Origin of the sequence: Streptomyces nigra (assembly GCF_003074055.1) — a bacterium.
GTDB lineage: Bacteria > Actinomycetota > Actinomycetes > Streptomycetales > Streptomycetaceae > Streptomyces > Streptomyces nigra.
In genome coordinates, this window is the sequence record NZ_CP029043.1 from 6,909,986 (window position 1) to 6,936,851 (window position 26,866).

20 protein-coding genes and 1 pseudogene are annotated in these 26,866 nt (G+C 73.5%); 10 read left to right on the forward strand and 11 right to left on the reverse strand.

Annotation, left to right across the window (positions count from 1 at the left end; translation table 11 throughout):
- Positions 1-164: 164 nt before the first annotated feature.
- A complete protein-coding gene (locus tag DC008_RS31820; RefSeq protein WP_108710959.1) occupies positions 165-833 on the reverse strand; it encodes an AIM24 family protein in 669 nt (222 codons plus the stop codon).
- Between the two features lie 111 nt (positions 834-944).
- On the reverse strand, positions 945-2,177 hold the full coding sequence (locus DC008_RS31825) for a serine hydrolase domain-containing protein (protein WP_108710960.1): 1,233 nt from the start codon (positions 2,175-2,177) through the stop codon (positions 945-947).
- A gap of 217 nt (positions 2,178-2,394) precedes the next feature.
- Here DC008_RS31825 and DC008_RS31830 point away from each other — a divergent pair, with 217 nt between their 5' ends.
- Genes DC008_RS31830 through DC008_RS31845 form a run of 4 tightly spaced genes read left to right on the forward strand, consistent with a single transcriptional unit; the run spans position 2,395 to position 9,046 of the window.
- Positions 2,395-3,582 (forward strand): ROK family transcriptional regulator, encoded by a 1,188-nt coding sequence (locus DC008_RS31830; protein WP_108709949.1) that lies wholly within the window; start codon positions 2,395-2,397, stop codon positions 3,580-3,582.
- A gap of 24 nt (positions 3,583-3,606) precedes the next feature.
- Positions 3,607-5,421 (forward strand): alpha-galactosidase D, encoded by a 1,815-nt coding sequence (locus DC008_RS31835; protein WP_108709950.1) that lies wholly within the window; start codon positions 3,607-3,609, stop codon positions 5,419-5,421.
- 59 nt (positions 5,422-5,480) lie between these two features.
- Positions 5,481-7,859, forward strand: a complete 2,379-nt coding sequence (locus tag DC008_RS31840) for a glycosyl hydrolase family 95 catalytic domain-containing protein (protein ID WP_108709951.1) — start codon at positions 5,481-5,483, stop codon at positions 7,857-7,859.
- Positions 7,856-9,046 (forward strand): SGNH/GDSL hydrolase family protein, encoded by a 1,191-nt coding sequence (locus DC008_RS31845; protein WP_108709952.1) that lies wholly within the window; start codon positions 7,856-7,858, stop codon positions 9,044-9,046. The genes DC008_RS31840 and DC008_RS31845 overlap by 4 nt, the downstream gene beginning before the upstream one ends.
- A 35-nt stretch (positions 9,047-9,081) precedes the next feature.
- Here the strand turns inward: DC008_RS31845 and DC008_RS31850 are convergent, their stop codons facing one another.
- From DC008_RS31850 to DC008_RS31865, 4 genes are read right to left on the reverse strand one after another with little or no spacing between them, the layout of a single operon-like run.
- Positions 9,082-12,021, reverse strand: coding sequence for an ATP-binding protein (locus DC008_RS31850; RefSeq protein WP_108709953.1), 2,940 nt, complete (start codon positions 12,019-12,021; stop codon positions 9,082-9,084).
- Positions 12,022-12,075: 54 nt separating this feature from the next.
- The gene (locus tag DC008_RS31855; protein WP_108709954.1) at positions 12,076-12,429 is read right to left on the reverse strand and encodes a UBP-type zinc finger domain-containing protein; all 354 of its coding nucleotides are present in this window, start codon (positions 12,427-12,429) and stop codon (positions 12,076-12,078) included.
- Positions 12,426-13,865: an ATP-binding protein gene (locus tag DC008_RS31860; RefSeq protein WP_108709955.1), complete on the reverse strand. Its 1,440-nt coding sequence runs from the start codon at positions 13,863-13,865 to the stop codon at positions 12,426-12,428. The genes DC008_RS31855 and DC008_RS31860 overlap by 4 nt, the downstream gene beginning before the upstream one ends.
- Complete coding sequence (locus DC008_RS31865) at positions 13,862-15,538, reverse strand: NAD(P)/FAD-dependent oxidoreductase (RefSeq protein WP_108709956.1); 1,677 nt, start codon at positions 15,536-15,538, stop codon at positions 13,862-13,864. The genes DC008_RS31860 and DC008_RS31865 overlap by 4 nt, the downstream gene beginning before the upstream one ends.
- A gap of 202 nt (positions 15,539-15,740) precedes the next feature.
- Between DC008_RS31865 and DC008_RS31870 the strand changes: the two genes are divergently transcribed.
- A complete protein-coding gene (locus DC008_RS31870; RefSeq protein WP_108709957.1) occupies positions 15,741-16,613 on the forward strand; it encodes a universal stress protein in 873 nt (290 codons plus the stop codon).
- Position 16,614: 1 nt separating this feature from the next.
- Here DC008_RS31870 and DC008_RS31875 read toward each other — a convergent pair whose 3' ends face one another.
- The 4 genes from DC008_RS31875 to DC008_RS31890 all read right to left on the reverse strand — a co-directional run bounded on the left by DC008_RS31875 (position 16,615) and on the right by DC008_RS31890 (position 20,596).
- Positions 16,615-17,838, reverse strand: coding sequence for a DUF4032 domain-containing protein (locus tag DC008_RS31875; protein WP_108709958.1), 1,224 nt, complete (start codon positions 17,836-17,838; stop codon positions 16,615-16,617).
- A gap of 35 nt (positions 17,839-17,873) precedes the next feature.
- Positions 17,874-18,620 (reverse strand): MBL fold metallo-hydrolase, encoded by a 747-nt coding sequence (locus DC008_RS31880; RefSeq protein WP_108709959.1) that lies wholly within the window; start codon positions 18,618-18,620, stop codon positions 17,874-17,876.
- Positions 18,621-18,669: 49 nt separating this feature from the next.
- The gene (locus tag DC008_RS31885) at positions 18,670-19,854 is read right to left on the reverse strand and encodes an acyltransferase family protein (protein WP_108709960.1); all 1,185 of its coding nucleotides are present in this window, start codon (positions 19,852-19,854) and stop codon (positions 18,670-18,672) included.
- A 112-nt stretch (positions 19,855-19,966) separates the two neighbouring features.
- Positions 19,967-20,596 carry an alpha-ketoglutarate-dependent dioxygenase AlkB gene (locus DC008_RS31890; RefSeq protein WP_108709961.1) on the reverse strand — a complete coding sequence of 210 codons (630 nt, stop codon included), beginning with the start codon at positions 20,594-20,596 and terminating at the stop codon, positions 19,967-19,969.
- A gap of 130 nt (positions 20,597-20,726) precedes the next feature.
- Here DC008_RS31890 and DC008_RS31895 point away from each other — a divergent pair, with 130 nt between their 5' ends.
- Together DC008_RS31895 and DC008_RS31900 are read left to right on the forward strand one after the other, a co-directional pair.
- Positions 20,727-21,368 (forward strand): TetR/AcrR family transcriptional regulator, encoded by a 642-nt coding sequence (locus DC008_RS31895; RefSeq protein ID WP_108709962.1) that lies wholly within the window; start codon positions 20,727-20,729, stop codon positions 21,366-21,368.
- A 16-nt stretch (positions 21,369-21,384) separates the two neighbouring features.
- Positions 21,385-23,058 (forward strand): FAD-binding dehydrogenase, encoded by a 1,674-nt coding sequence (locus DC008_RS31900; RefSeq protein ID WP_108709963.1) that lies wholly within the window; start codon positions 21,385-21,387, stop codon positions 23,056-23,058.
- A gap of 55 nt (positions 23,059-23,113) precedes the next feature.
- Here the strand turns inward: DC008_RS31900 and DC008_RS31905 are convergent, their stop codons facing one another.
- On the reverse strand, positions 23,114-23,464 hold the full coding sequence (locus DC008_RS31905; RefSeq protein ID WP_108709964.1) for a DUF488 domain-containing protein: 351 nt from the start codon (positions 23,462-23,464) through the stop codon (positions 23,114-23,116).
- Positions 23,465-23,553: 89 nt separating this feature from the next.
- On the opposite strand from DC008_RS31905, the pseudogene DC008_RS36125 reads away from it, so the two are divergent.
- The 3 genes and pseudogenes from DC008_RS36125 (at position 23,554) to DC008_RS31920 (ending at position 26,859) form a co-directional block, all read left to right on the forward strand.
- A pseudogene (locus DC008_RS36125) lies at positions 23,554-24,290 on the forward strand (L,D-transpeptidase family protein).
- A gap of 44 nt (positions 24,291-24,334) precedes the next feature.
- Positions 24,335-25,039, forward strand: a complete 705-nt coding sequence (locus tag DC008_RS31915; RefSeq protein ID WP_108709965.1) for a response regulator transcription factor — start codon at positions 24,335-24,337, stop codon at positions 25,037-25,039.
- Positions 25,036-26,859, forward strand: coding sequence for a sensor histidine kinase (locus tag DC008_RS31920; protein WP_108709966.1), 1,824 nt, complete (start codon positions 25,036-25,038; stop codon positions 26,857-26,859). The genes DC008_RS31915 and DC008_RS31920 overlap by 4 nt, the downstream gene beginning before the upstream one ends.
- The last annotated feature ends 7 nt before the right edge of the window (positions 26,860-26,866 follow it).

Genomic DNA, 26,866 nt, shown 5'->3' on the forward strand with positions numbered 1-26,866 from the left:
TGTATACATGGTGCGTATACGTGACGTGTATACATGGCGTGTATAGAGCGTGAAGAACCAGCCCTGGCCGGAAGAGGAGGCCAGGGCTTCACTTGTCGTCGATCAAGACGTCGAAGGATCGGGCGGGGTTGCTCGTGAGGCGCAGATCACCTCGCGCCAGGGGTTCAGCTCTGCTGGGGCGTCACCTCGCTCGGCCGTACGACGACGTACCCCTGGCCCTCCAGCATCAGTTGCACCGCCTCGCCGGACCCGCCGCGCAGCATCGAGCCGAGCGACTGCGACCGGTGCAGCGAGGTCCGCAGCCCGGCCGTCCAGCCGACCACCGCGTCCGTGTCCACGTACACCGGGTACTCGGGGGACACCGGAAGGACCAGCGGGGACCCCTCGCACACCAGGCCCAGCCGGCCCTGCCCGGTGAAGACGCTGTTGAACAGGCCGCCCCCGGCGATGCCCGCCCCCTTCACCGTCGCTATCCGGTACGACAACGAGGCGTCGAAACACAGGACGTTGCGGCCGTTGACCGTGAACTCGTCGCCGTGCTCGACCTCGACGATGAAGCAGTTCTGCGCCTCGTGCGCGAACCACGCCTCGCCCTGCCCGCGCACCGCCATCAACGGCAGGCCCTCACCGGTCATGGCCCGCTTGAGCATGCCGCCCACGCCCTGGCCCTTGCGCTCGAACTGCAGATTGCCGCGATAGGCGATCATCGCGCCCTGCCGGGCGTGCATCTCGCCGTTCACCGCGTAGCGGATGGTCTTGGCGTTCTCGACGGTCATGCCCGGCGCGGTGGCGGGGCCGACCATGTGCTCGCTGGAAAAGAGGTCACCCTTCATGGCGGGCATCGTGTCCCGGACGGCCCCCTTCCGCCAAGATCGCGGCGGAATCGGCCGGTGCGCGACGGTGGTCCGCCGGGTCAACCCGACGGACCGCTCGGTGATCGCCCGTCAGGACCCGCCGGTGACAGGCCGGTTCACCGGTACCGAAGGTGCCACGTCCTCGTAGCGCTCGGCGCGCGGCGGCCGCGTCCGCGCCTTGGTCTTCTTGCCGCAGAACGCCGACTCCAGCGCGCCCAGCATCGTGGTGAGGACCGTGCCGTTGTTGGACGTGTTGGCGAGTGCCGTCAGGCTGCGCTTGCCGTCCTTCGACGCGAACGCGACCGTGTAGTAGCCCTGGACGGCGCCCGTGTGCCCGTACACCGAGACCCCGCACGACAGATCGCGGCGCCGCAGCCCGAGCCCGTACGCCTGGCCGGTGCCCGCCGGCACCATTCGCCGCATCTCGGCCAGCCCCGCCCTGGACGTCAGCCGGCCGCCCAGCAGAGCCGACAGGAAGAGGTGCAGGTCCTTCGTGGTGGAGATGACCGCGCCCGCGCTCTGGGCCCAGGACACCGTCTGCTCGGTGGAGTCCACGAGCGCCGCGCCCGCGGTGTCCGGGGTGAGGTAGCCACGGGCGTGCCGGCCGGGGATCTTCGTGCCCGGGTGCACGTAGAAGGTGTCCTTCAGCTTCAGCGGGCCGATGATCCGGTCCCGGTACTCCGTCCGCACCGGGTGCCCGGTCAGCTTCTCGATGAGCAGGCCCGCGACCACGAAGTTGGTGTTGGAGTACGAGTACGCGCCGCCCGGCGCGGTGGTGCGGGGCTCGGCCAGCGAGCGCTTCACCAACTGGCGGTAGGTGAAGACCTTGGTGCGGACGGCCTCGAAGCCGGGCACCGTCTTGGCGAACATGTCGTTGGTGTAGTCGTACAGTCCGCTGCGGTGGCTGAGCACATGCCGCACCGTGATGCGGTCGTCGGGCAGCAGCTTCGGCAGATAGCGGTTCACCGGCGCGTCGAGCGACAGCTCCCCCTCGTCGGCCAGCTGGAGCAGGACGACCGCGGAGAAGGTCTTGGTGACGCTGCCGATGCGGAACCGGTCGGCGTTGCCGAGGGCGCGTCCGGTCCCGCGGTCGGCCACCCCGACGGCCGCCCAGCGGACCGTGTCCCCGTCGTCGAGCCGGGCGATCGCGCCGGGCGCGCCCTGCCGCTGCGCCGTGCGCAGCACGTTCCACACGCCCGTGGCGTCCGGCGCGGGCAGGGCCTCCGCCCGCGTGCCGGGCACCGCCGCGTGGGCGGGCAAGGTCATGAGCGTCACGAGGGCCGCCGCCGCTGCCGTCGCCCTGGCCGCCGTTGCTGAGACCATCCGGTGTTCCTCCCGTCGCCGCCCCGAGGAGCGGCGTTCGTCGATCATCGTGTGCGTCCGGCACAACTTTCTCCTATGCCGTCAGATCGCCGCGCACGACGCACAGTTGGACACATGTTCCGTCACCGGGAGGGAGTCGTCGGGCGCCGAGTGGCCGCCGCGAATCAATCCTGCTTCTTTTATTGACGGCGGAAAATAATGACTCTAGGTTCCCGGCATGTCCTCGATCCGCGACGCCGAGACGTTCCCGGCGCACACGCCGGCCGCCGCGCAGATCTTCACGACGGTCCTCTGCCACGGGCCGATCACCCGTCTGGAGGTGGCCCGCCGGGCCGGGCTGTCTCCGGCCGCCGTCACCAAGGCGGTCCGCCCGCTGATCGAGGCGGGATACCTGGTGGAGGAGGCGGAGGAGCAGACCCGCCCCGCGCTCGGCCGGCCCGCCAACCCGGTGCGGGTCGACGGCTCCCGGGCGTTGTTCGTCGGCGTCAAGGTGACCGGTGACGAGATCATCGCCGTCCTCACCGACCTGTGCTGCCGGATCCGCGCCGCCCGGCACGCCCCGCTCCCCGGACGGGAGGCCGAGGACGTCCTGGCCCGGGTCGCCGACCTGGTGGCCGAACTGCGCACGGAGGCCGAGAAGTCGGGCACCCCCGTCCTCGGCGTCGGTGTCGCCGTCTCCGGAGACGTGGACCGCGCGGCCGGCGTCGTCCGCTGGTCGCCGTTTCTGGAGTGGCGGGACATCCCCCTCGCCGGCCTCCTCCAAAAGGCGACCGGTCTGCCGGTCACCGTCGACAACGACGTCCGCGCGCTCACCGTCGCCGAGCAGTGGTTCGGCGCCGGGGTCGGACTGTCCGACTTCGCCGTGGTCACCGTCGGCGCCGGCATCGGCTGCGGCCTCGTCGTGCACGGCCGGGTCGTCGCCGGCGCCCACGGTGTCGCCGGGGAGATCGGCCATGTGACCGTCGATCCGGCCGGACCGCCCTGCCACTGCGGCAACCGGGGCTGCGTGGAGGCGATCGCGGGCGACGCCGCCATCCTCCGCCGCATCCGTGACACCGCGGGCGTCGAGGTCGCCGGAGTCGCCGAGGCCGTCGCCCTCGCGCATGCCGGGGACTCCACGGCGCGCGACGCCTACGCCCGGGCCGGCGAGGCCATCGGCCGAGGCATCGCCACCGTGGCCAATCTGCTCGGCCCCGAACGCGTGATCATCTCCGGCGAGGGCCTCGCCGCCTACGACCTGTTCGCCGAACAGATCCGCGACGCCTTCGCCGCGGCCGCGTTCGGCTCCGCCGCCCGGTGCGACGTCAAGACCCGCCCGCTGCCCTTCGAGGAGTGGGCGCGCGGGGCCGCCGCCACCGCGATCCAGTCCTTCATCCGAGCCGACGACCAGCCCCCGAGCCGCTGAACCGACCCCCTGGAGGTACGACCCATGCGGTCATCCTCGTACTCCGCCCTGCCCGCACGCGCCCTCAGAGCCCTCGTGGTGCTGGCGCTCACCGCCGGTGTCACCGCCGCCGTCCCCGCCGCCCGGGCCGACACCGCCGCCGCGCCCCCGCCCGCCCCGGCCGCGCCCTCCGTCGCCGCCAAGCCCTATATGGGCTGGACCAGTTGGACCATGCAGTCGTCGAAGTACCCGGGCCTCAACCCGAAAGGCGACTACAGCTACCTCTCCGAGGCGAACGTCCTCAAGCAGACCGACGCCATGGCCGCCAAACTGAAGAAGTACGGCTACGAGTACGTCAACATCGACGCCGGCTGGTGGATGGACTGGTCCTGGCAGCCGCACTTCGACGAGTACGGCCGGCAGCAGGCCGACCCGGTGCGCTTCCCGAGCGGTATGAAGGCGGTCGCCGACCGCATCCACGCCAAGGGCCTCAAGGCCGGCATCTATCTGCCGGTCGGCCTGGAGAAGGGCGCCTACGGCGACGGGAAGAACCCGATCTGGAACGCCGAGGGCTGCACCACCGGCGACATCGTGTACGACGACCTGCGCACCACCAACGGCTGGGACAGCGCCTACAAGATCGACTTCTCGGACCCCTGCGCGCAGAAGTACATCGACTCCCAGGCGCGGATGTTCGCCGACTGGGGCTACGACTTCCTCAAGCTCGACGGCGTCGGCCCCGGCTCTTTCAAGAGCGGCGACAACTACGACAACGTCCCCGACGTGGCCGCCTGGCACAGGGCGATCGAGTCCACCGGCCGCCCCATCCACCTGGAGCTGTCCTGGTCCCTGGACTACGGGCACGTCGAGGACTGGAAGAAGTACTCCAACGGCTGGCGCATCGACACCGACGTCGAGTGCTATTGCAACACGCTGGTCTCCTGGGAGAACTCCGTCGACGACCGCTGGGACGACGCCCCCGCCTGGACCGACCACGCCGGTCCCGGCGGCTGGAACGACCTCGACTCCCTCAACGTCGGCAACGGCGAGATGGACGGCCTCACCAAGGCCGAGCGGCAGAGCTACGCCACCCTGTGGGCCATCGCCAAGTCCCCCCTCTTCACCGGTGACGACCTCACCCGGCTCGACTCCTACGGCCTGAAGCTGCTCACCGACCGCGAGGTCATCGCGATCAACCAGAGCGACGCCCCGCCCGCCGAGCCCGTCACCACGTCCGACGCCCAGCAGGTGTGGGCCGCGAAGAACCCCGACGGCACCTACACCGTCGCCCTGTTCAACCTCGCCGACGCGCCCGCCGCCGTCACCGCGAACTGGGCCGCCCTCGGCTTCAAGGGCCGCGCCACGGTCCGCGACGTGTGGAACAAGGAGAATCTCGGCACCCGCACCGACAAGATCACCCAGGCCCTCCCCGCGCACGGCTCCCGTCTGTTCACCGTCACCCCGCGCGGCACCCGGCTCGCCTGGACCGCCCACGAGGCCGAGGCGGGCACCCTCGCCGGCAACGCCGTCGTGGCCGGCTGCTCCGCCTGCTCCGACGGCCACAAGGTCGGCAACCTCTACACCGGCGGCAAGGTCACCGTCGAGGACGTGGTCGTCCCCGAGACCGGCGTCTACCAGGTCGAGGTCGCCTATGTCAGCGGCGACCCGAGGTCCGTCCTCGTCTCCGCGAACGGGGGCGGCGGCACCTCCCACCGGTTCGCCTCCACCGGCGACTGGGGAACCGTCAACAGCGTGTACGTGCCCGTGAAGCTCAAGGCCGGCAGCAACACGATCACGTTCGACAGCGGGACCGGCTACGCGCCGGACATCGACCGGATCGACGTACCGACCTCCCTCTGACCCCCCACCGGGGCCCGGCCGTGCGCCGGGCCCCGGCCCGGACGCACCCCGGAGCCCCCATGCATCCCAGCCCGCACGACCCCAGCAGACGCGGCGTCCTCTCCCTGGCCACCACCGCGGGCCTCACCGCCGCCCTCGGCGGCCTGCCCGCCTTCACCGCCTCCGCCGCCCCCGCGGACCGCCCCGCCGAGGTCCCGCTGCCCGCCGACGCGGCCCTCGAGCGGCTGTGGTGGCAGGCCCCCGCCGACGAGGGCTCCCTGATCGAACAGGGACTGCCCGTCGGCAACGGCCGCATCGGCGCCCTCGCGAGCAACGACCCCGGCCGCGAACTGCTGCTGATCACCGACGCCACCATGTGGACCGGCGGCCTCAACGACACCCTCGACCAGGACGGCCAGTTCCCCTACGGCCGCGGCGACTTCGGCTCCTTCACCCTGCTCGCCAAGCTCACCGTCGACCTCCCCGACCACGAGCTCGGCGCCGTCGACGGCTACCGCCGCACCCTCGACCTCGCACAGGGCCTGGTCACCAGCTCCTACGTCCGCTCCGGAGTCACCTACCGGCGCGAGATGTACGCCAGCCACCCCGACGACGTCATCGTCCTGCGCTTCACCCAGAGCGGCGGTGGCCGCTACACCGGCAGCATCACGCTCACCGGCACCCACGGCGAACAGCCGGACACCGCCGGGTCCTTCGGGGCCGCCCTGCCCAACGGACTGCGCTACGGCGCCGCCGTCGAGGCCCGCGGCACCGGCGGCAAGGTCACCGTCCGCGGCACCCGCGTCGACTTCGCCGGCTGCAAGGACCTCACCGTCGTCGTCTGTGCGGGTACCGACTACGCGCCCGACGCCGCCGCCGGGTTCCGCGACCCCTCCCTGAACCCCGAGCGCCTCGCCCGCGCCAAGGCCCGCGCCGCCGCGGCCGTACCCGCCGACGCCCTGAGGCGCACCCATGTCGCCGACTACCGCGCCCTGTACGGCCGCTTCGGGCTCTCCCTCGGCACGTCCTCCGCCGACCAGCGCGCCCTCGACACCTGGGAGCGGCTGCACGCCCGCGCCCGCGACGCCGAACCCGACCCCGAACTCGAGGCGGCCTACCTCCAGTTCGGCCGCTACCTCATGATCAGCGGCTCGCGCGACAGCCTCCCCCTGGGCCTGCAGGGCCTTTGGCTGGACGGCAACGACCCGGACTGGATGGGCGACTACCACACCGACATCAACATCCAGATGAACTACTGGATGGCCGACCGCACGGGCCTGTCGGCCTGCTTCGACGCCCTCGCCGACTACTGCCTCGCCCAGCTCCCCGCCTGGACCGACGTCACCCGTCGGCGCTTCGACGACCCGCGCAACCGCTTCCGCAACACCAGCGGCAGGACCGCCGGCTGGGCCGTCGCCTTCTCCACCAACCCCTACGGCGGCAGCGGCTGGTGGTGGCACCCGGCCGGCAACGCCTGGCTCTGCACCACCCTCTGGGAGCACTACGAGTACACCGGCTCCCGCGCCTACCTGGAAAAGATCTATCCGCTGCTCAAGGGCGCCTGCGAGTTCTGGGAGGCGCGGCTGCTCGCCGTGACCCTCCCCGGCACCTCGAAGGAGGTGCTCGTGGACGACCACGACTGGTCCCCGGAACACGGCCCGCAGGACGCCCGCGGCATCACCTACGCCCAGGAGGTCGTCTGGACGCTCTTCGGGAACTTCTGCACGGCCGCCGCCGCACTCGGCCGGGACCGCGCGTTCGCGGACACCGTCGCCGCCCTGCGCCGCAAGCTGTATCTGCCGGAGGTCAGCCCCACCACCGGCTGGCTCCAGGAGTGGATGTCCCCCGACAACCTCGGCGAGACCACGCACCGGCACCTGTCCCCGCTGATCAATCTGTTCCCCGGCGACCGCATCCGCCCCGACGGCTCCACCCCGGCCGACCTCGTCGCGGGCGCCACCGCCCTGCTCACCGCGCGCGGCATGGAGAACTTCGGCTGGGCCAACGCCTGGCGCGGCGCCTGCTGGGCCCGTTTGAAGAACGCCGAGAACGCCTACCGGTCGATCGTGAACAACCTGCGTCCCTCGACCGACGGCCGCAACGGCACCGCGTCCAACCTCTTCGACATCTACGAGGCGGAACGCGGCCGGGGCATCTTCCAGATCGACGCCAACTTCGGCACCCCCGCCGCCATGGTCGAGATGCTGCTGTACTCCCGGCCCGGGCACATCGAGCTGCTGCCCGCGCTCCCGGACGCCTGGGCCGCCTCCGGCCGTATCGAGGGCGTCCCCGCGCGCGGCGGCTTCGAGGTCGACCTGCGCTGGCGGGACGGGAAACCGACCCGTGTCACCGTCCGCAGCGTCGGCGGGCGCACCACGACCGTCGCCCACGACGGCAGGACCCGGCAGATCACCCTGCGCCCGGGTGCCTCCGTCACGATCGACGGGCTCGCCCGGTGAGGGGCGCGGTTCCGGCGGCGGCCGCCCTGCTCGCGGTGCTCGTCTGCGCGGCCCCGCCCGCCCGGGCGGACACCGCCCCACGCGACGTCGTCACCTGGGCGGCGAGCGCCGACGCCCTCGGCACCGGCGTCGCGGGCCGCAGCCACCGGCTCGTCGTGCACACCAGCGTCGGCGGCGCGGGACTGCGGATCCGGCTGTCCAACGCGTTCGGCGACCGGCCGATCACCTTCGACAGCGTCCACGCGGGCCTGCGCGGACAGGGCGCCGAACTGCGGCGGGGCAGCAACCGGCGGCTCACCTTCGGCGGCGCTCCCACCGTCACCCTGCCGGCCGGCGCCACCGCGTGGAGCGACCCGCTGCCCGGCTCGCTGCCCGCCGCCACCGACCTGGTCGTCAGCCTGCACAGCCCGGACGCGGCCGGACCCGCCACCGGCCACGGGATGGCCATGGCGACCTCCTACACCGCCGACGGCGACCACACCGCCGAGGAGAGCGGCGCCGCCTGGACCACACCGACCGGCTCCTGGCTGTATCTGGACGCCGTCTCCGTACGGCCCCGGCCCGGCACCGCCGCGGTCGCGGCGCTCGGCGACTCCATCACCGACGGCTGGCAGTCCAGCACCGACCTCAACCGCCGCTGGCCCGACTACCTCGCCCGCCGGCTGCACCGTATGGACACACCCGTGCAGGGCGTCGCCAACGAGGGGATCTCCGGCAACAAGGTCCTCGCCGACGGCGCCGGGCAGAGCGCGCTGAACCGGCTGGACCGGGACGTCCTGTCCCTGCCGGGCGTACGGACCGTGTTCCTCTTCGAGGGCGTCAACGACATCAAGGCGCACTCCGGCGTCACGGCCGAGGACATGATCGAGGGCTACCGGACGATCGTCGAGCGGGCCCACGCGGCCGGGAAGTGCGTCGTCGGCGCCACCGTCGGCCCCTTCAAGGGCTGGGGCGAATGGGACCCGGCCGCCGAGGCCGTACGGCAGGAGGTCAACGCGTTCGTGCGCGAGAGCGGGCTGTTCGACGCCGTCACCGACTTCGACCGCGTCCTGCGCAGCCCCTACGACCCGGCGAGGATGCTGCCCGCCCTCGACGGCGGCGACCACCTCCACCCCAACGACAAGGGCATGCAGGCCATGGCCGACGCCGTCGACCCGACGGCGCTCGACTGCGACCGGGAGCCCTGACCGGAATCTCTGACCGGCATCTCCGACCGGGGAGGTCAGCCCACGGCCTCCTCACGGCCGATCAGGCCCTCCCGGTAGGCGATCGCCACCGCCTCCGTACGGCTCGCCGCGCCCAGCTTGGCGAGGATGTTGGAGACATGGACGCTCGCCGTCTTGCCGGCGATGAACAGCTCCTCGCCGATCTGCCGGTTGCTCCGGCCGGCGGCGAGGAGCCGCAGCACGTCCTGCTCCCGGGCCGTCAGCGGGGACGAGCCCGGCGCGCGCTGCTCCGCGAGCCGGCCCCGGCGGATCAGGGCGTCCACCCGCTCCAGCAGCGGGGCCGCCCCGAGCCGTACCGCCGTCCGCCGGGCCTCCGCCGCCTCGGCCGCGGCGCCCTCCCGGTCGTCCGCCACGAGCAGCGCCTCCGCGAGCCGCAGCCGGCACCGCGCCCGCTCGTACCCGTCGCCGGAGGCGAACGCCTCGACCGCCTTCGCCCACGCCCCGGCGTCCGGCCCGGACACCGCCCGCGTCCACTCCGCCTCCGCGCGCGCCAGCCACGCCCTGCCCTCCGGTCCCTGCGAGGTGCCGTCGGCGCCCCGGTGGGCCGTCGTCCGCGCCAGCTCGACCAGTTCGGTCGCCGGGTCCGTCCACCGGCGCAGCTCCTCCGCGTCACCGCCCGGGCGCAGCGTCGCGGCCCGGTCGGCGACGGCCGCGAGGGCGAGCGCGGCCAGCCGGACCGTGGCGTCCGGCAGGGTCCCCGCGTCATCGGTCAGATCGGCCACCCCCGCACGCATCCGCGCGACCGCCGCCTCCGGGTCGCCGCGCAGCGCCGCGTCGTCGGTGAGCACGATGCTCGCCACCAGCCGGCCCATCCAGTCGAACGGCCCCTCCGCCAGCGGACGCGTCCGCTCCACGACGTCCGCGTCGCCGCGCGCGAGAGCGACGTACAGCGCCGGGCCCGCCGCGAACGCGCCCGCCGCCGGGAGCACCGGGGCGTCCTCGGCGGCGCAGGCCGCGCACTCGTCCCAGCGGCCCAGCGTGTACAGCACCAGCAGATGCAGATACCGCATCTCCAGCGGATACGGTGACGACGACAGCCCGGCGCGCCGGGCCCGCTCCAGGCCCTCCCGCAGCCAGGACACGCTCTCCTCCAGCTCACCGGACTCGAAGCAGCCGATGGCGAGGTTGAACAGGGCTCGCAGCTCCACCGGCGCGTTGCCGGCGCCGCGCGCCGCGTCCCGGGCCTCCCGCAGCCGTGCCCGGCCCTCGGGGGTGCCGCGCCCGCCGCTCTCCAGCACCGCCAGGGAGATCAGCAGATCCGCCCAGGCGTCCGGCACCTGGAGCCGCTCGGCCACGGCCAGCGCCTGGCGGGCCACCCGCAGCGCCGTCTCGTTCTCGCCGACCTGGCGGGCCGCCAGGACATGGGTGGCCGCCGCCCACACCCAGGTCCGCGACGGCGGGTCCGCCGGGATCAGGGCCAGTGCCTCGCTGCTGTAGGAGAACGCCGCCGTCAGGCTGTCGACGCCGAGCAGGTTGCCGGCGAGCGTGTACCGGACCCGGGCGGCGAGCTCGTGGTCGGAGTCCTGGACGCCGGCGAGCGCGGAGCGGGTGAGGGCGACCGCCCGGTGCGAGGCCCCGGCGTGCGCGGCCGCCGCCGACGCGCGCAGCGTCAGCGTCACCCGGTCCGTGCCCTCGCCCGAGGGCCGCGCCGACGGCTCGACCGACGCCCACAGGTCCAGGGCGGTCTCCAGATGCCGCAGCTCCTCGGCGGGCGCCCCCAGCTGGTGCGCGTGCTCGGCGGCCTCGAGGGAGGCGGCCAGCGCCGCCGCCAGGTCGTGGCTCTCGCGGGAGTGGTGGGCGCGCTCCGCCGCGGTCTCCCTGGAGCGGCCGCGTCCGGCGAGCAGCCGGGCGAACGCGCCGTGCAGCCGGGCCCGTTCGCCGGGGAGCAGATCCGCGTACACGGCCTCCCGGGCGAGGGCGTGCCGGAACGCGTACGTGTCGCCGTCGCCGGGCAGCAGCAGCTGTCGTCCGACGGCCTCGCGCAGCGCCGCCTCCAGCTCGTCCTCGGGCAGCCCCACGGCGCCCCGCAGCAGGTCGTGCTCGACGCGGCGCCCCGCGACGGCCGCCGTGCGCAGCACCTGCTGGGCGGTGTCGGACAGCTGCTCGAACCGGATCAGCAGGACGTCGGCCAGCGCGCTCGGCACCCCGTCGCCCCCGCCGTCGGTGGCGGCGACCAGTTCCTCCGCGTAGAAGGCGTTGCCCTCGGCCCGCTCCACGATCCGCCGCACGGTGCTGTCCGGCAGCGGCCGGTCCTGCACGGCCCGCACCAGCTCGGTCACCTCGACATCGGCCAGGGGCCGCACCTCGAGCCGCTCGACGGCGGGCAGCCGCACCAGTTCGGCCAGCAGCGGCCGCAGCGGATGACGGCGGTGCAGATCGTCCGCCCGGTACGACGCCAGCACGGCGAGCCGTCGGCCGGGCGCGCCGCCCGCGGCCCGCTGGAGCGTGCCCCGGCTGAGCAGGAACCGCAGCAGATCCCGCGACGACTGGTCCGCCCAGTGCAGGTCCTCCACGACGAGCAGCACCGGCGCCCGGTCCGCCAGGTCGGTGAGCAGCCCCGCGAACCCCTCGAACAGCCGCAGCCGGTCCCGCACGGCGTCCGAACCGCCCCCCAGCAGCCGGCCGACCACCGGATGGGCGGCGAGGACGTCCGCGAACCGCTCGTCGGCGGCCAGCGTCCCCACCACCTCCGTGAACGGCAGATACGGCAGCCCGACGTCACCGAGGTCGACGCAGTGCCCGGTCAGCACGGTCGTCCCGGCGGAGGCGGCCAGCCCCGCGGCCTCGCCCAGCACCCGTGTCTTGCCCACCCCGGCGTCCCCGGCGACCAGGACCGCGCGGGCGTCCCCGGCGCGGGCGCGTTCCAGGACCCCCGACAGGCGGGCGAGTTCGGGGTTCCGGCCGATCAACGGCGTACTGAAGGAGGGCTGTGGCACGCACACATCCTGCCACCAGCCCCGCGCACGGCCCCCGGCTTTTCCGGCGGGGGCTCAGCCGCGCAGCCTCTTCGCCCAGTCCGCCGGCACCCGCCCCTCGGGACCCGGCGCCGGCTGCCCGGCCGGATGGCTCTCCGGGGGCGCCAGATCCGGCCCCTTCTCGAACAGTTCGTCCGTCGCGTAGTTCCAGTACCAGGTCTCGCCCGGCTCGAAGCTCTGCACCACGGGGTGCCCGGTCTCCCGGAAGTGCGCGGTGGCGTGCTTCGCGGGGGAGCTGTCGCAGCACCCCACGTGCCCGCACTGCGCGCACCGCCGCAGATGGAACCACCAGCCGCCCGCCGCGTCGCATTCGCCGCAGCCGCTGCCGCTCGGCGGCACGCTCGGGTCGACGCCGTCGATGCCGGTCATGTGACCTCCTCGGTGGTGAGCGGCAGCAGCACCTGGAACCGGGTGTCGCCCGGCTCGGACCGCACCTGGATGGCGCCGTGGTGCTTGTCGGCCACGATCCGCCAGGAGATGTCCAGGCCGAGGCCGGTGCCCTCGCCCACGGGTTTCGTCGTGAAGAAGGGATCGAAGATCCGGTCGCGGATCTCCGCCGGGATGCCGATCCCCGTGTCGCGGAACTCCACGAGCAGCCGGTCGTTCTCCCGGGCCGTCCGCACGGTCAGCGTCCCCTCGCCGCCCGCGCTGTTGATCGCGGAGACCGCGTTGTCGACGAGGTTCGTCCACACCTGGTTGAGCTCCGCCGGGTACGCCGGGATCTTCGGCAGCGTCCGGTCGAACTCCTTGACGACCTCGATCCGCGAACCGATCTTCCCGGACAGCATCAGCAGGGTGCTGTCGAGGAGTTCGTGCACGTCGGCGTTCTGGAAGGGCGCCCGGTCCAGCTGGGAGTACTGCTTGGCCGCGTCGACGAGATGCGAGATCCGGGCGGTGGAGTCCTTGATCTCGTCCATCAGCAGCTCGGTCTCGGCGGTGTAGTTCAGCCAGCCGATCGCGTTCGGCAGGATGTCCTCGTCGACCGCCGCCGCCACCTGGTCCAGCCAGTCCGCGTCGACACCGGCCTGCACGAAGGTCGGCGCGATCCGCCAGCCTTCCGGGATGTCGTGGTCGTCCAGCCAGTCGGTGAGCGCGTCCTCCCGGTCCGCGGCCTCCAGCGGGCTCAGCGCGGGCGCCTTGGCGACCCGCTCCGCGGTGCGCTCCTGCATCTCGATCAGGTTCGCCATCACCTCAGGGGAGTAGGTGCCCTGCGCGATGATGCCGAGCTTGCGCCGCATCTTGCCGACCCGCTCCCGCAGCCCCTCCGTGGCCCGTACGGCCGCCGCGGCCGGGTTGTTGAGCTCGTGCGTGAGCCCCGCCGACAACGAGCCGAGCGCGAGCAGCCGTTCACGCTGCCCGATGGCCTGCTGGGCGCTCTTCGAACCGAAGAACAGCCCCTCCAGCAGATGCACGGCCATCGGGAACCACTCCTGCATGATGGCCGCGAACGTGTCGGAGGGCAGCACGAAGAACCGCGTCGGCTCCGTGACCCGCAGCGAGTTGTTGTAGACCTGCCGCACCCGGTCGCCGAGGTACGCCTGCATGGCCCCGGCGTACACCCCGCGCTGCGAGGTGCGGGTGACCTCCACGTCGTCGCCGCCGACCCGGCGGTACAGCACCACCGTGCCCTCGATCATCACGTAGAAGCAGGTGGCCGGTTCGCCCTCGGTGTAGACGGGCCCCGGCTCGTACCGCTCCACCCTGCCCGCCTCGCACAGCCGGCCCAGCTGCTCCGGCGTCAGCTTCTCGAACAGGAACAGCGAACCGATCTCCGCGGGCTCGCACGGCAGACACGCCTCGCTCATGACTGCTCCAGATACCGGTGGACGAGCATGACGGCCATGGCTCCCTCTCCGACGGCGGACGCGACCCGTTTCGCGGACTCCGAGCGGGCGTCGCCCGCCACGAACACCCCGGGCACATTGGTCTCCAGGTGGTACGGCGGCCGGTCCAGCTCCCAGCCCGCCGGCGGCCGCCCGTCCTCCGTCAGGTCCGGTCCCGCCAGGATGAAGCCGCGCCGGTCGCGCAGCACCGTCCCGTCCAGCCAGTCCGTCAGCGGGGCCGCGCCGATGAACACGAACATCCACTGCGCGTCGACCCGGTCGGTCCGCCCGCTGTCCAGGTCGCGCAGCGTCAGCTGCTCCAGATGTTCGGATCCGTGCGCCTCGTCGACGACCGTCCGGGTCCGCACCGAGATGTTCGGCGACTCCTCGATCTGCTGGATCAGGTAGTACGACATGGACGCCGCCAGCGACTCGCCGCGCACCAGCAGCGTCACCGACTTGGCGCCCCGCGACAGATACATCGCCGCCTGCCCGGCCGAGTTGGCCCCGCCCACGATGTACACGTCCTGGCCCTGGCAGGCGGGGGCCTCCGTCAGCGCCGACCCGTAGTACACCCCGCACCCGGTGAGATCGTCGCAGCCCGGCGCCATCAGCTGCCGGTACGTGACACCCGTCGCCAGGATCACGCTGTGCGCGGAGACCGCCGACCCGTCCGAGAACCGCACCACCCGCGCCGCGCCGCACGCCTCCAGGCCCGTCACCTCGCGCGCGGTGAGGATCTCCGCGCCGAACCGCGCGGCCTGCCGCCGGGCCCGGTCGGTGAGCTGCGCGCCCGACACCCCGTCCGGGAACCCCAGATAGTTCTCGATGCGCGAGCTCTGCCCGGCCTGCCCGCCGGTCGCCGACCGCTCCACCAGCACCGTCCGCAGCCCCTCCGACGCCCCGTACACGGCCGCGCCGAGCCCCGCGGGACCGCCGCCGATGACGACCAGGTCGTAGAAGTCGGCGGTCGGCGTGGTGGCGAGCCCGACCTTCGCGGCCAGCTCCGGAGCCTCGGGCGCCACCAGCGGGGTGCCGTCCGGGGTCACCACCAGCGGCAGCCGCTGCCCGTCCTGTTCCGCCGCCGCCAGCAGCCGCCGTCCCTCCGGGCCGTCCGCCGAGTACCAGCGGTACGGCACCTGGTTGCGGGCCAGGAACTCCCGTACCTCCGAGGACCGCGCCGACCAGCGGTGCCCGACCACCTTGGTGCTGGGCACCGGCCGGTAGTCGCTGCGCCGCCACGCCTCCAGCAGGTCGTCGAGGACCGGGTACAGCTTCTCCTCGGGCGGGTCCCACGGCTTGAGCAGATAGTGGTCGAGGTCCACGACGTTGATCGCGTCGATCGCCGCGCTGGTGTCGGCGTACGCGGTCAGCAGCACCCGCCGGGCCCCCGGGTACACGTCCAGGGCCTGTTCGAGGAACTCGATGCCGTTCATCTGCGGCATCCGGTAGTCGGCCAGGATCACCGCCACGAGGTCGCCGCGCAGCTTCAGCTCGCGCAGCGCCTCCAGCGCGGACTCGCCGGACTCGGCCCGCACGATCCGGTGCGCCTCGCCGTAGCGCCGGCGCAGATCACGGGCGACGGCCCGGGAGACCCCCGGGTCGTCGTCCACGGTCAGGATGACGGTCCGCGCTGCGTCGGCGGCCTGAGTCATACGTCTCCCACCCCGGGCGTCGTTCTCGACGAGGCGGCGGGTGTCCACGAGGCACTGCCGCCGAGTCGACTCCCGGCCATCGTATGTTCGATCCGCGCGGTTCGCTCAGGTACGCGGCGGCCGCCCCGCCGCGCCCCGGGGGTGGAGGGGTGGTGAAGACTGGGCCTGACGGACGTCACCACGACATCAGGAGGCAACAGCGATGACGCGCCCGATCACGGCAGGGGTGGACGGATCGGAGGAGAGTCTCGCGGGGCTCGCCTGGGCCGCCCGGGAGGCGGTCCGCCGGGGGCTCGCCCTGCGCGTGGTGCACGCCTGGCGGTTCCACGAGCACGAGGCGATGGCCGACGTCGACGCGGACACGCAGGCCGGCTGGGCGCGGGAGGGGCTGGCGGAGGCCGCGCGGTCGGTCACCGAGCGGTACCCCGGGCTGGACGTCACCACCGAGGTCGTCGACGGCGGCTCCGTCGAGACGCTGCTCGCCGCCACGGCCGCCTCCGAGATGCTGGTGCTCGGCACCCGCGGCCGGGCCGCGGTCGTCGGCTTCCTGCTCGGCTCGGTCGGCCAGCAGGTCGTCGCCGAGGCGGAGCGGCCCGTCGTCCTGGTCCGGGCCGACGACCAGGCCTCGGCCGAGGTCGCCGGGCACGACATCGTCGTGGGCCAGCAGGGCGACGCGGACGACAGCGCCGGCGCCCTGGAGTTCGCCTTCGAGACGGCGGCGGCGCGCGGCGCCACCGTGCGCGCCGTCCGGGCCTGGACGCTGCCGCCGCTGTTCGCCTACAGCCCCGGCTCCCTGAAGCTCCTCGACGAGGCCGGTGGTCTCGAGCCGTACGAGAAGAAGGCGCTGGCGGAGGCGCTGCGGCCGTGGCGGGAGCGATTCCCGGACGTGCACGTCGTCGAGCACGTCGAGATGGGCAGCGCCGGGCAGGTGCTGCTGTCGGTCGCGGCCCGCGCCCAGCTGGTCGTCGTGGGCCGGCGCGCCCGGCGCACGGCCGTGGGCGCCAGGATCGGCTCGGTGGCGTCCGGTGTCCTGCACCACGCGCCGTGCCCGGTCGCCGTGGTGCCGCACGCCTGAGTCAGTCGGCCGTGGTCGGCTGCAGCGTCTCGCGGGCCCTGGGCAGGATCGTCGTGATGTAGTCCTCGACGACCGTGTCCCAGTCCATGTCGCGCTGCGCCCGCTCCGACAGGTACCAGCGGTGCTCCAGAAGCTCGTGGTAGATCTCGGCCGGGTCCATGGCGCCGCGCAGCTCCGGCGGCACCGCCCGCACGGTCGGCCGGAACACGTCGCGCACCCAGCGGTGGGCGAGGACCTCGGGGCGGGCGCCGTCGGCGTGGTCGTCCTGGGTGGCCATCCAGCTCTCCAGGTCGTTCAGCAGCCGGCGGGCCTGGTTCTCCTCGGCGTCCAGGCCCGTCAGCCGCAGCAGCTGCCGCTGGTGGTGGCCGGCGTCGACGACCTTGGGCACGAAGGTGACCGAGGCGCCGTCGCCGGTCTGGCCGATCTGCATCTCGGCGACGTCGAAGCCGAGGTCGTTCAGCCGGCGTATCCGGCGCTCGATGTAGTGGTACTTGCCCGCCGGGTACACCGAGGTGCGGGTCAGCTCCTCCCACAGGGACCGGTAGCGGGCGCAGATCTCGGCGCCGAACTCGATCGGGTCCACGGAGGGGTGCAGCGCCCCGGACGCCTCCAGGTCCAGCAGCTCGCCGCTGATGTTGACACGGGCCAGATCCAGGTCGTAGTCGCGCTGCCCGACGCTGAGCCGCTGGTGCAGCTCGCCGGTCTCGGCGTCCACCAGATACGCCGCGTAGGCGCCGGCGTCCCGCCGGAAGAGCGTGTTGGACAGCGAGCAGTCGCCCCAGGCGAACCCGGCCAGATGGAGCCGGACCAGCAGCACGGCCAGCGCGTCCATCAGCCGGTGCATGGTGGCCGGGCGCATCGTCGTCTCGAACATCGACCGGTACGGCTGCGAGCCGCCCAGATGCCGGGTGACCAGAACGGACTCCAGCGGGTCGCCGGCGGCGTCCGTACGGCCTGTGACCACGGCCAGCGGATCGACCGCCGGGATGCCCAACCGGTCCAGGTCACGGAGCAGTTCGTACTCCCGCAGGGCGGGGCGGTGGGCGAGCTCCTTGACGGCGATCACCTCGTCGCCGGCGCGCGCGTAGCGCACGATGTGCCGGGAGATGCCGCGCGGCAGCGGGACCAGGAGGTCCTCCGGCCACTCCTCCAGCGGCACCTGCCAGGGCAGCTCCAGCAGGAGGGCCGGGTGCTCCGGATTCGTCGCGCTGATCTGGAGTGCCATGAGCCGTCCTCGGTCCGGTGATCGATCACCTCACCTTAGAGCGCCCGCTCCCGCGCCTGAAGGGCCGCGTCCCGGACGGAACCGGTGTGGGCCGGGCCGTGGCCGGGCAGCAGGACGTCCCCGTCGAGCTTCTCGAACACGTCCAGCGAGGCCAGGGCCCGGTCCCGGTCGAGGTCGAACATCGCCGGCAGAAGCTGCGGGCCCTCGATCCGTGAGGTGGGGTGACCGGTGGCCAGGGCGTCGCCCGAGATCACGACGCCCGCCTGGGGCAGGTGGTAGGCGCTGTGGCCGTCGGTGTGGCCGGGTGTGTGCACGGGGACCGGCCTGCCGGGCAGGTCCAGCGGACCGGAGCGCGGGAACGGCTCGGGGCAGGCGACCGGGACGTGCGCGGTGCCGCCGGAGCGCAGCGCGTGCACGGCCCACGGCAGCACACCCGGCCGCCAGCCGTTGCGCAGCACGGTCCCGACGCCGACCTGGTGCAGGAACTCCCGGCGCGCGTGCGGCACTTCGGCCTCGTGCAGATACACCGGCGTGCCGTACGTGGCGCGCAGATGCTCGGCGTTGCCCAGATGGTCGGTGTGCGCGTGCGTGATCAGGATCGCCTGGACCGCCTCCGGCGCGCTGCCCACCTCGGCGAGCGAGGCGAGGAGCGCCGCCCGGTCCCCGGGGTACCCGGTGTCGATCAGGGTGACCGCCTCTCCCTCGGTGAGGATGACCCAGTTGGTGTTGCTTCCGTGCACCAGATAGGTGCCGTCCGCGATGTGCCGTACATCCGCCCGCATGATCGTCCCGCGTGGTGAGGTCCGTGACCGACGTGCACAGCAAAGCAGATCAAGGTGACGAACCGGGCCGAGGGGCGGCGGTGCGCATGCCCAGGAGGAACCGCGTCGGCCGCGTCCGTCTCACCAGCAGCTCGTACAGGGCGAGGACCGCCACGAGGGAACCGGCCACGATCAGCGCGTACTTGACGGCGATCGGCCCCGGCAGGCCCACCACGCCGTAGGCGGCGGCGACCACCACGGGCTGGTGCAGCACATAGACCGGCAGCGCGGCCACCCCCAGATACACCAGCGCGCGCGACGGCTGCCGGGCGGTGCGGGGCCGGTCCAGCAGGCCGAGCAGGGCCAGGACCCAGCACCAGCCCGCCGCCCCGAACAGCGCCCGCGTCGCCCACGCGAAGGGGCTCGCCTCGGTGAACGGCTCGTCCAGACCGAGGAATCCGGGCGCGGTCCCGGCGAACAGGACGAGTCCGCAGACCCCCACCGGCGCGGCCAGCCGCCGCAGGGCGGCCCTCACGCGCGGGTCGTCCGCGAGCGTGAAGCCGGCCAGGAAGAACACCAGGTACGCCCAGCGGTTCCAGCCCGCGAAGCCCTCCTCCATACCGAGGAAGGCGTCGATCGCGGCGAGCGGCAGCGCCGGCAGCAGAAGCAGCGCGGGGCGGCGCTCCACCACGCTCGCCCAGCGCCCGCTCCGGGCCGCCAGCGGTGCCGCCACCGGGGCGAGCAGCAGGCTGAACGTGAGCAGCAGCACGACGAACCACAGATGCCCGGTCTCGAAGTGCTCCCCGTCGAGCACGAACGGGAAGTCGGCCGGGTCCGGGCGGACGGTGAGGAAGCGCGGCCAGAAACGCCAGTACGGCTCGTCGTAGCCGGCGTCGGCGGCCCGCAGCCGCAGCCACTGGGGGAGAGGGCACAGCACGAGCGTGCCGAAGACCAGGGGGACGCCGAGGCGCAGCAGCCGCTCCCGGGTGAACCGGGCGGGGCCGCGCCGCCGGATCGAGTGCCGGGAGCCGAGCCCGGCGACCAGGAACAGCATGGGCATGGCCCAGACGACCCCGAACCCGGCGAGCACGGTCACCACGTCGGTGGTGCGCGCGTTCTTGACGTAGAAGTCGTCGTCCGGGGAGAACACGAGCGCGGAGTGGAAGAGGACGAGACCGAGCACGACGCACACGCGGAGCGTGTCGAGTTCGGTGCGCCGGGACGCGGTTTCGGGCACGGGCGGCTTGGCGCTCATCCGGCCCAGTGTGGCGACCCGGCCTGCCCGCGCCCAGAGGAAGGGCCGCCTCCGGCACCGTCCGCCGGAGGCGGCCCCCCGTGCGTGCGCCTCGGTCGGCCGCCTCTCCGCCTCAGCGCACGCCGTGCGGCCGGAACTGCACGCTGATGCGCGGTCCCGTGGCCCGGGTCGTCTTGGGGACGGCGTGCTCCCAGGTCCGCTGGCAGGAGCCGCCCATCACGATGAGGTCGCCGTGCCCGAGCGGCCGGCGGACCGTCTCGCCGCCGCCGCCCGCGGGCCGCAGCAGCAGGTCCCGGGGCGCGCCCACGGACAGGATGGCGACCATGGTGTCCTGCCGGGAGCCGCGCCCGATCCGGTCCCCGTGCCAGGCGACGCTGTCGCGGCCGTCACGGTAGTGGCAGAGCCCGGCCGTGGTGAACGGCTCGCCCAGCTCCCCGGCGTAGTGCGCGGACAGCGCCTCGCGCGCCTCGTCCAGCACGGGGTGGGGGAGGGCGTCGCCGGCGCCGTAGAAGCAGAGCAGCCGGGGCACGTCGACGACCTGGTCGTACATGGTGCGCCGCTCGGCGCGCCAGGGGACGTCGGCGGCCAGCCGCTCGAAGAGGGCGTCCGCCCCGCCGAGCCAGCCGGGCAGGACGTCGATCCAGGCGCCGTGGGTGAGCCGGGTGCGGCGGATCCCTTCGAGGGAGCCGAGCCGCAGCTCGTCGGTCTGATCGAACAGGGAGCCCTGGAGATGCGTGGCCATGGATCCAGCGTAACCCCTTAATCGAAAATCTGTTCCTATAGCGCGGTCGCTCTTTCTCCGCGACGGCTTCGCACCCCTGTTGGATACGTTGGTGTATCGGATACATTCCCGTATCGAACGGAGGTCCGGCATGGGTGTGGGGGAGACGACGAGGCGCGTCACCAGACGCCGTGTCCGCACCCGGGCCAACCTGCTCGACGCCGCGTTCGCCGTGTTCGCCGCCAAGGGGTTCGGACACGTCTCCATCGAGGAGGTCTGTGAGGCCGCCGGCTACAGCAGAGGCGCCTTCTACTCCAACTTCGACAGCCTCGACGAGCTGTTCTTCGCCCTGTACCGGCAGCGCGCCGACCTCATCGCCGACCAGGTCGCCGGGGCGCTCGCCGTCGACGGCCCCGGCCTCGACGTCCCCGCCGCCGTGGACCGGGTCACCGAGGTGCTGCTCCTGGACCGGGACTGGCTGCTGGTCAAGACGGACTTCCTGGTGCACGCCGCCCGGGACCCCGCCGTCGCCGCCACCCTGCTCGAACACCGCGCCCGGCTGCGCGCCGCGATCGCCGACCGGCTCGCCCGCGCCCGCGGCCATACCGCACTGCCCGCCGTGCTCGGCGGCACCGACGGCGCCGCCCACGCCGTCGTCGCCGCGTACGACGGCGTCACGACCCAGCTGCTGCTGGACCGCGACATCGAGCACGCCCGCGCCTGGCTGGGCCGGCTGCTCACCGCGCTGCTGACCGACGGCAGCGACACCACCGGACAGCGCACCACCGCCTAGGGAAGGGACGGTCGCCATGGACGCCGACGTCATCGTCGTCGGAGCGGGACTCGCCGGACTCGTCGCCGCGCACGAGCTGACCAGCCGGGGCCGCCGCGTGGCCCTGGTCGACCAGGAGAACGCCGCCAACCTCGGCGGGCAGGCCTTCTGGTCCTTCGGCGGGCTGTTCCTCGTCGACTCGCCCGAGCAGCGGCGCCTCGGCATCAAGGACTCCTTCGACCTGGCCTGGAACGACTGGCAGGGCAGCGCGGGCTTCGACCGGCTCGAGGACGAGGACTCCTGGGCGGTGCGCTGGGCCCGCGCGTACGTCGAGTGGGCGGCCGGGGAGAAGCGCGGCTGGCTCGACGGGCACGGCATCAGCTTCCTGCCCACCGTCGGCTGGGCGGAGCGCGGCGACCTGCGCGCCCACGGACACGGCAACTCGGTGCCCCGCTTCCACATCGCCTGGGGCACCGGCACCGGCGTCGTGGAGCCCTTCGTGCGGTACGCGAAGCAGGCGGCGCGCGACGGGCTGCTCACCTTCCACCACCGCCACCGGGTGGACGAGCTGGTCGTCGAGGGCGGCGCGGCACGCGGCGTGCGCGGAACCGTCCTGGCCGACGACACCTCACCGCGCGGAGTCGCCTCCAACCGCGACGCCGTCGGCGAGTTCGAACTGACCGCCCAGGCCGTCGTCGTCACCACCGGCGGCATCGGCGCCGACCACGACATCGTCCGCCGGTACTGGCCCGAGCGCCTCGGCACCCCGCCCACCGAGATGGTCACCGGCGTCCCCGCCTACGTCGACGGCCGCATGCTCGACATCAGCGCCGAGGCCGGCGTCCGCCTCGTCAACCGCGACCGCATGTGGCACTACACCGAGGGCATCCAGAACTGGGACCCGATCTGGCCCGGCCACGGCATCCGCATCCTGCCCGGCCCGTCCTCCCTGTGGTTCGACGCCCTGGGCCGCCGGCTGCCCGACCCCTGCCTGCCCGGCTACGACACCCTGGGCACCCTCCGGCATCTGCGCACCGACGCGGACATCGCCGGATACGACCACTCCTGGTTCATCCTCACCCAGAAGATCGTCGAGAAGGAGTTCGCCCTCTCCGGCTCCGAGCAGAACCCCGACATCACCGCCAAGGACCGCGCCGGGTTCCTCAAGGAGCGCGTCCTCGGCAAGGGCGCCCCCGGCCCGGTCGCCGCCTTCCTGCGCCACGGCGCCGACTTCGTCACCGCCCCGACCCTGGAGCAACTGGTCGACAAGATGAACCAGCTGACGGACAAGCCGCTGCTCGACGCGGAGACCGTCCGGCGCCAGATCGAGGCCCGCGATCTGCAGATCGGCAACTCCTACAGCAAGGACGCCCAGATCCAGGGCATCCGCAACGCCCGCCGCTACATCGGCGACCGCCTCGGCCGCGTCGCCACCCCGCACCGCATCCTCGACCCCGCGGCCGGCCCCCTCATCGGCGTCAAGCTGCACATCCTGACCCGCAAGACCCTCGGCGGCATCCAGACCGACCTGGACTCACGCGCCCTGGCCACCGACGGCACCCCCATCGACGGCCTGTACGCGGCCGGAGAGGTCGCCGGCTTCGGCGGCGGCGGTGTCCACGGCTACAACGCCCTGGAAGGGACCTTCCTCGGGGGCTGCCTCTTCTCCGGACGCGCGGCAGGACGCGCGGCGGCCCGCCAGGTGGGCTGAGCCTGGCAGTGGGCTGGGCCCGGCAGTGGGCTGGGTCCGGCCCGTCTCCCGGGCGTCACGCCTCCAGGAGGCGGGCCAGCACGGCCGCGTGACTCGTCTCCGGCGTCTTCGACGCCGTCAGCAGCGTCACGTCCTTCTCGCCCGCCGTCTCGCGCAGCCGGGCCAGGAGATCGGCCGCCTCCGGCGCGTCCAGCTCGGCCTCGTACCGGCCCGCGAACTCCTCGTAGGAGCCCTCGCCCGCGTGGTACCAGCGGCGCAACTCCGTCGACGGGGTGAGGGCCTTGGGCCACTCGTCGACCCCGGCCGCCTCCTTGGACAGACCGCGCGGCCACAGCCGGTCGACCAGCACCCGCACACCGTCCCCCGGCTCGGGCGGCTCGTGGACGCGGCGGACGCGAACGCTCATGACCGGCCTTTCTCTCGGACGGGCGACGGCGCCGGACACGCCGTGTGCGACCTGACGAGTTCCTCACACCTGTCCGTCAGGGTCGTCACATGATCCCGCACAAGCCCCGAGTCGTCCTGCTGGCCACCACCCTGCTGCTGACCGGATGCGGCACCGGAGCGGTGGCGACGACCGGCGACAGGCCCCCGGCACCCCACCGCACCACGACCGCCCCGTCCCGGCCCACCGCCACGGCGACCCCCCTCCCACGGCAGCTCCCCGGCCTCGGCCCGACGACCCTGGCCCAGGTCCCGGCCGAGGCCCGGCAGGCCGTCGTCGTCACGGGACACGGCAGGGACTCCGCCCGCTCCGACGTCGTCCTGTACGAACGCACCGGCACCGGGTGGAAGGCCGGCGAGCGCTGGCCGGCCCACAACGCGCTGCGCGGCTGGACCGACCACCACCGCGCCGGCGATCTGCGCTCACCCGTCGGCGTGTTCACCCTCAGCGACGCCGGGGGGCTGCGGCCCGACCCCGGCACGAGGCTGCCGTACGACCAGGGGCGCGGCTTCACCGCCACCGGCACCGGCTTCGAGGGTGAACCCCTCGCCGGCTCCTTCGACTACGTCATCGCCATCGACTACAACCGCCGGCCCGGCACCACCCCGCTCGACTGGACCCGGCCGCTGGGCGCGGCGGAGGGATCTGGCTGCACGTCGACCACGGCGGCCCCACCCAGGGCTGCGTCAGCCTCTCCCGCACGCACATGCGCGCCCTGCTGCGGACGCTCGACCCCGGCCGGCACCCCGTCGTCGTCATGGGCGACGCCGCCTCGCTCGCCCGCTGACCGCCCCCGCCGACCGTACCCGCCGACCGCTTAGGATCCGCCGCGTGTGCGCACATGTACTGGTGGCCGAGGACGACACGATGCAGGCCGAGCTGATACGGCGCTCCCTGCTCGCGGAGGGCCACACCGCGACCGTGGTCCACGACGGGCCGGCCGCCCTCGACGCCGCCCGCAGACTGCGGCCCGACCTCGTCGTCCTGGACCTGATGCTGCCCGTGATCGACGGCTTCGGCGTCTGCCGGGTGCTGCGCCGGAGCGACAACGACCCGGACATCCCGGTGCTGATGCTGACGGCCCGGTCCGCGGAGGACGACGTCCTGCTCGGCCTGGAACTCGGCGCCGACGACTACATGACCAAGCCGTACAGCCCCCGCGAGCTGATGGCCCGCATCCGTACCGTCCTGCGGCGCGGCGGCCGCGCCGACGGCCGGCGCGAGGACCCCGTCGTCCGGGCCGCCGGGATCAGCGTCGACCCGGTCCGGCACGAGGTGCGGTGCGACGGGACGCCGGTGGAGTGCACACCGGCCGAGTTCCAGATCCTGCTCGCCATGGCCGCCGAACCCGAACGGGTCTTCTCCCGGCGGCAGTTGCTGGAGTGCACCCGGGGCACCGACCGGGCCTCCACCGAACGGGCCGTCGACGTCCACATCATGAATCTGCGCAGGAAGATCGAGGCCGACCCGCGCCGGCCCGCGCGCCTGCTGACCGTGTTCGGCGTCGGCTACAAGCTCAGCGGGGGCCGTGGATGAACCGGCCCATCCCGTGGCGCAAGCGCCTGCTGGTCCGGCTGCTGGTCGCCTCGGTGCTGATCGCCGTCTGCTCGGTCGCGGCGACCGCCTGGCTGGCGGTGGCGACCACCACCCGGGCGCTGCGCGAGGAGCAGGGGCAGGTCCTCGCCGAGGACATGGACGTCCTCGCCCGGCTCAGCGGATACGCGGCGACCCACGCCGACTGGCGGGGCGTCGAAGGGACCGTACGGGAGCTGGCCGACCGCACCGGCCGGCGGATCGCCCTGACCACCCGGGACCGTACGGTCGTCGCGGACTCGGCCGCATCCGGCACCCCGCTGCCCCCGCGCGCCGCCGCCACCGTCGACCCGCTGCGCGTCGACACCTTCACCGAGCGCGGCGCCCAGCGGACCGGCGTCGACCCACGGGCCGTGGGCCCGTACCGGCTCAGCGCCGCCGAACGGGCCAAGCTGGACGTGCTCGCCGGGCAGCGACGGAAGTGCTTCGCCCGCAACGGCTACGACACCGTGATCGTGCGCGCGCCGAGCGGCCGGCCGGTCGTCACCGACCACGACGGGCCCGTCGCGGGCGGCACGGTCCCCGAGGAGTGCGCCGACGGACGGCTCAACACCCCCACCCCGACCGAGGACGAGGCCCTCGGCGACCTCTCCACCCGTATCACCGCCTGCCTGGGGAAGCAGGGCGCGGCGGGGCGGGCGCCGCATGCCATCGGCGTCGACGTCACCGGCCTCGGCCTCACTCCCCGGTACCTCACGAACAAACCGTCCGTCCGCGGCGAGCAGCGGGGCGAGGGCTCCGCACAGCGCTGCGTCGACGAGGCCCGCCGGGCCCAACTCGACCCGTACGTCGCTCCCGTGGCGGAGCTGTTCCTGGGCGGTGGCGACACCACCGCCGTCCGCTTCGACATGTCACCGGTCAACAAGGCGAAGGTGGTCGGCGTCGCCGGGCTGGTGCTCGCCGTGACCGTCGTGGTCTCCGCGGTGGTCGCCACGCGGCTGGTCCGGCCGCTGCGCGCGCTGACCGCCGCCGCCCAGGAGCCGCCCGAACGGCATGTGCGGGTGCCCGTCACCACCCGGGACGAGACGGGGGTCCTCGCCGCCGCCTTCAACGAACTCAGCGAGCGCCGCGAGCGGTTGGAGGCGCAGCGCAAGGCCATGGTCAGCGACATCGCGCACGAGCTGCGCAGCCCGCTCACCAACATCCGGGGCTGGCTGGAGGTCACCCGGGACGGCGTCGTCGACCCGGACCCCGCCCTGCTGGCCTCGCTGCACGAGGAGGCGCTGGTCCTGCAGCGGGTCATCGACGACCTGCAGGACCTCGCCGCCGCCGACGCGGGCACCCTGCGCCTGCACCGTGAGCCCGTCCGCGCCGACGAACTCCTCGGCCAGGTCGCCGCCGCCCACCAGGTCGCGGCCGACACGGCCGGTGTCACGCTGCGCACCGCCGTGCGGGAAACGCCCTGGCTGGACGCCGACCCCGTCCGGATGCGTCAGGCGCTGGGCAACCTGGTGTCCAACGCGCTGCGGCACACCCCGTCCGGCGGTACGGTCACGCTCTCCGCCGGGCGGGACGGCGACGAGGCGGTGCTGGAGGTCGCCGACACCGGGACCGGGATCGTGCCGGAGGATCTGCCGCATGTCTTCGAGCGGTTCTGGCGCGCGGAGAAGTCCCGCAGCCGCCGTACGGGAGGCAGCGGGCTCGGACTGCCGATCGTGCGGCAGCTGACCGCCGCGCACGGGGGCACGGTCGAGGCGGCCGGCGCGCCGGGGGAGGGCGCGGTGTTCACGCTGCGGCTGCCCGCCGGGGAACCGCCCGAGTGAGGGGACC

What these genes read in the sequence shown, in the direction of transcription:
- DC008_RS31880 (WP_108709959.1), bottom strand. Translation starts at nt 18,620, where the DNA reads ATGCGGGCGGATGTACGGCACATCGCGGACGGCACCTATCTGGTGCAC.
- DC008_RS31870 (WP_108709957.1), top strand. Translation starts at nt 15,741, where the DNA reads ATGACGCGCCCGATCACGGCAGGGGTGGACGGATCGGAGGAGAGTCTC.
- DC008_RS31900 (WP_108709963.1), top strand. Translation starts at nt 21,385, where the DNA reads ATGGACGCCGACGTCATCGTCGTCGGAGCGGGACTCGCCGGACTCGTC.
- DC008_RS31865 (WP_108709956.1), bottom strand. Translation starts at nt 15,538, where the DNA reads ATGACTCAGGCCGCCGACGCAGCGCGGACCGTCATCCTGACCGTGGAC.
- DC008_RS31920 (WP_108709966.1), top strand. Translation starts at nt 25,036, where the DNA reads ATGAACCGGCCCATCCCGTGGCGCAAGCGCCTGCTGGTCCGGCTGCTG.
- DC008_RS31820 (WP_108710959.1), bottom strand. Translation starts at nt 833, where the DNA reads ATGAAGGGTGACCTCTTTTCCAGCGAGCACATGGTCGGCCCCGCCACC.
- DC008_RS31860 (WP_108709955.1), bottom strand. Translation starts at nt 13,865, where the DNA reads ATGAGCGAGGCGTGTCTGCCGTGCGAGCCCGCGGAGATCGGTTCGCTG.
- DC008_RS31875 (WP_108709958.1), bottom strand. Translation starts at nt 17,838, where the DNA reads ATGGCACTCCAGATCAGCGCGACGAATCCGGAGCACCCGGCCCTCCTG.
- DC008_RS31830 (WP_108709949.1), top strand. Translation starts at nt 2,395, where the DNA reads ATGTCCTCGATCCGCGACGCCGAGACGTTCCCGGCGCACACGCCGGCC.
- DC008_RS31825 (WP_108710960.1), bottom strand. Translation starts at nt 2,177, where the DNA reads ATGGTCTCAGCAACGGCGGCCAGGGCGACGGCAGCGGCGGCGGCCCTC.
- DC008_RS31840 (WP_108709951.1), top strand. Translation starts at nt 5,481, where the DNA reads ATGCATCCCAGCCCGCACGACCCCAGCAGACGCGGCGTCCTCTCCCTG.
- DC008_RS31855 (WP_108709954.1), bottom strand. Translation starts at nt 12,429, where the DNA reads ATGACCGGCATCGACGGCGTCGACCCGAGCGTGCCGCCGAGCGGCAGC.
- DC008_RS31885 (WP_108709960.1), bottom strand. Translation starts at nt 19,854, where the DNA reads ATGAGCGCCAAGCCGCCCGTGCCCGAAACCGCGTCCCGGCGCACCGAA.
- DC008_RS31895 (WP_108709962.1), top strand. Translation starts at nt 20,727, where the DNA reads ATGGGTGTGGGGGAGACGACGAGGCGCGTCACCAGACGCCGTGTCCGC.
- DC008_RS31905 (WP_108709964.1), bottom strand. Translation starts at nt 23,464, where the DNA reads ATGAGCGTTCGCGTCCGCCGCGTCCACGAGCCGCCCGAGCCGGGGGAC.
- DC008_RS31835 (WP_108709950.1), top strand. Translation starts at nt 3,607, where the DNA reads ATGCGGTCATCCTCGTACTCCGCCCTGCCCGCACGCGCCCTCAGAGCC.
- DC008_RS31890 (WP_108709961.1), bottom strand. Translation starts at nt 20,596, where the DNA reads ATGGCCACGCATCTCCAGGGCTCCCTGTTCGATCAGACCGACGAGCTG.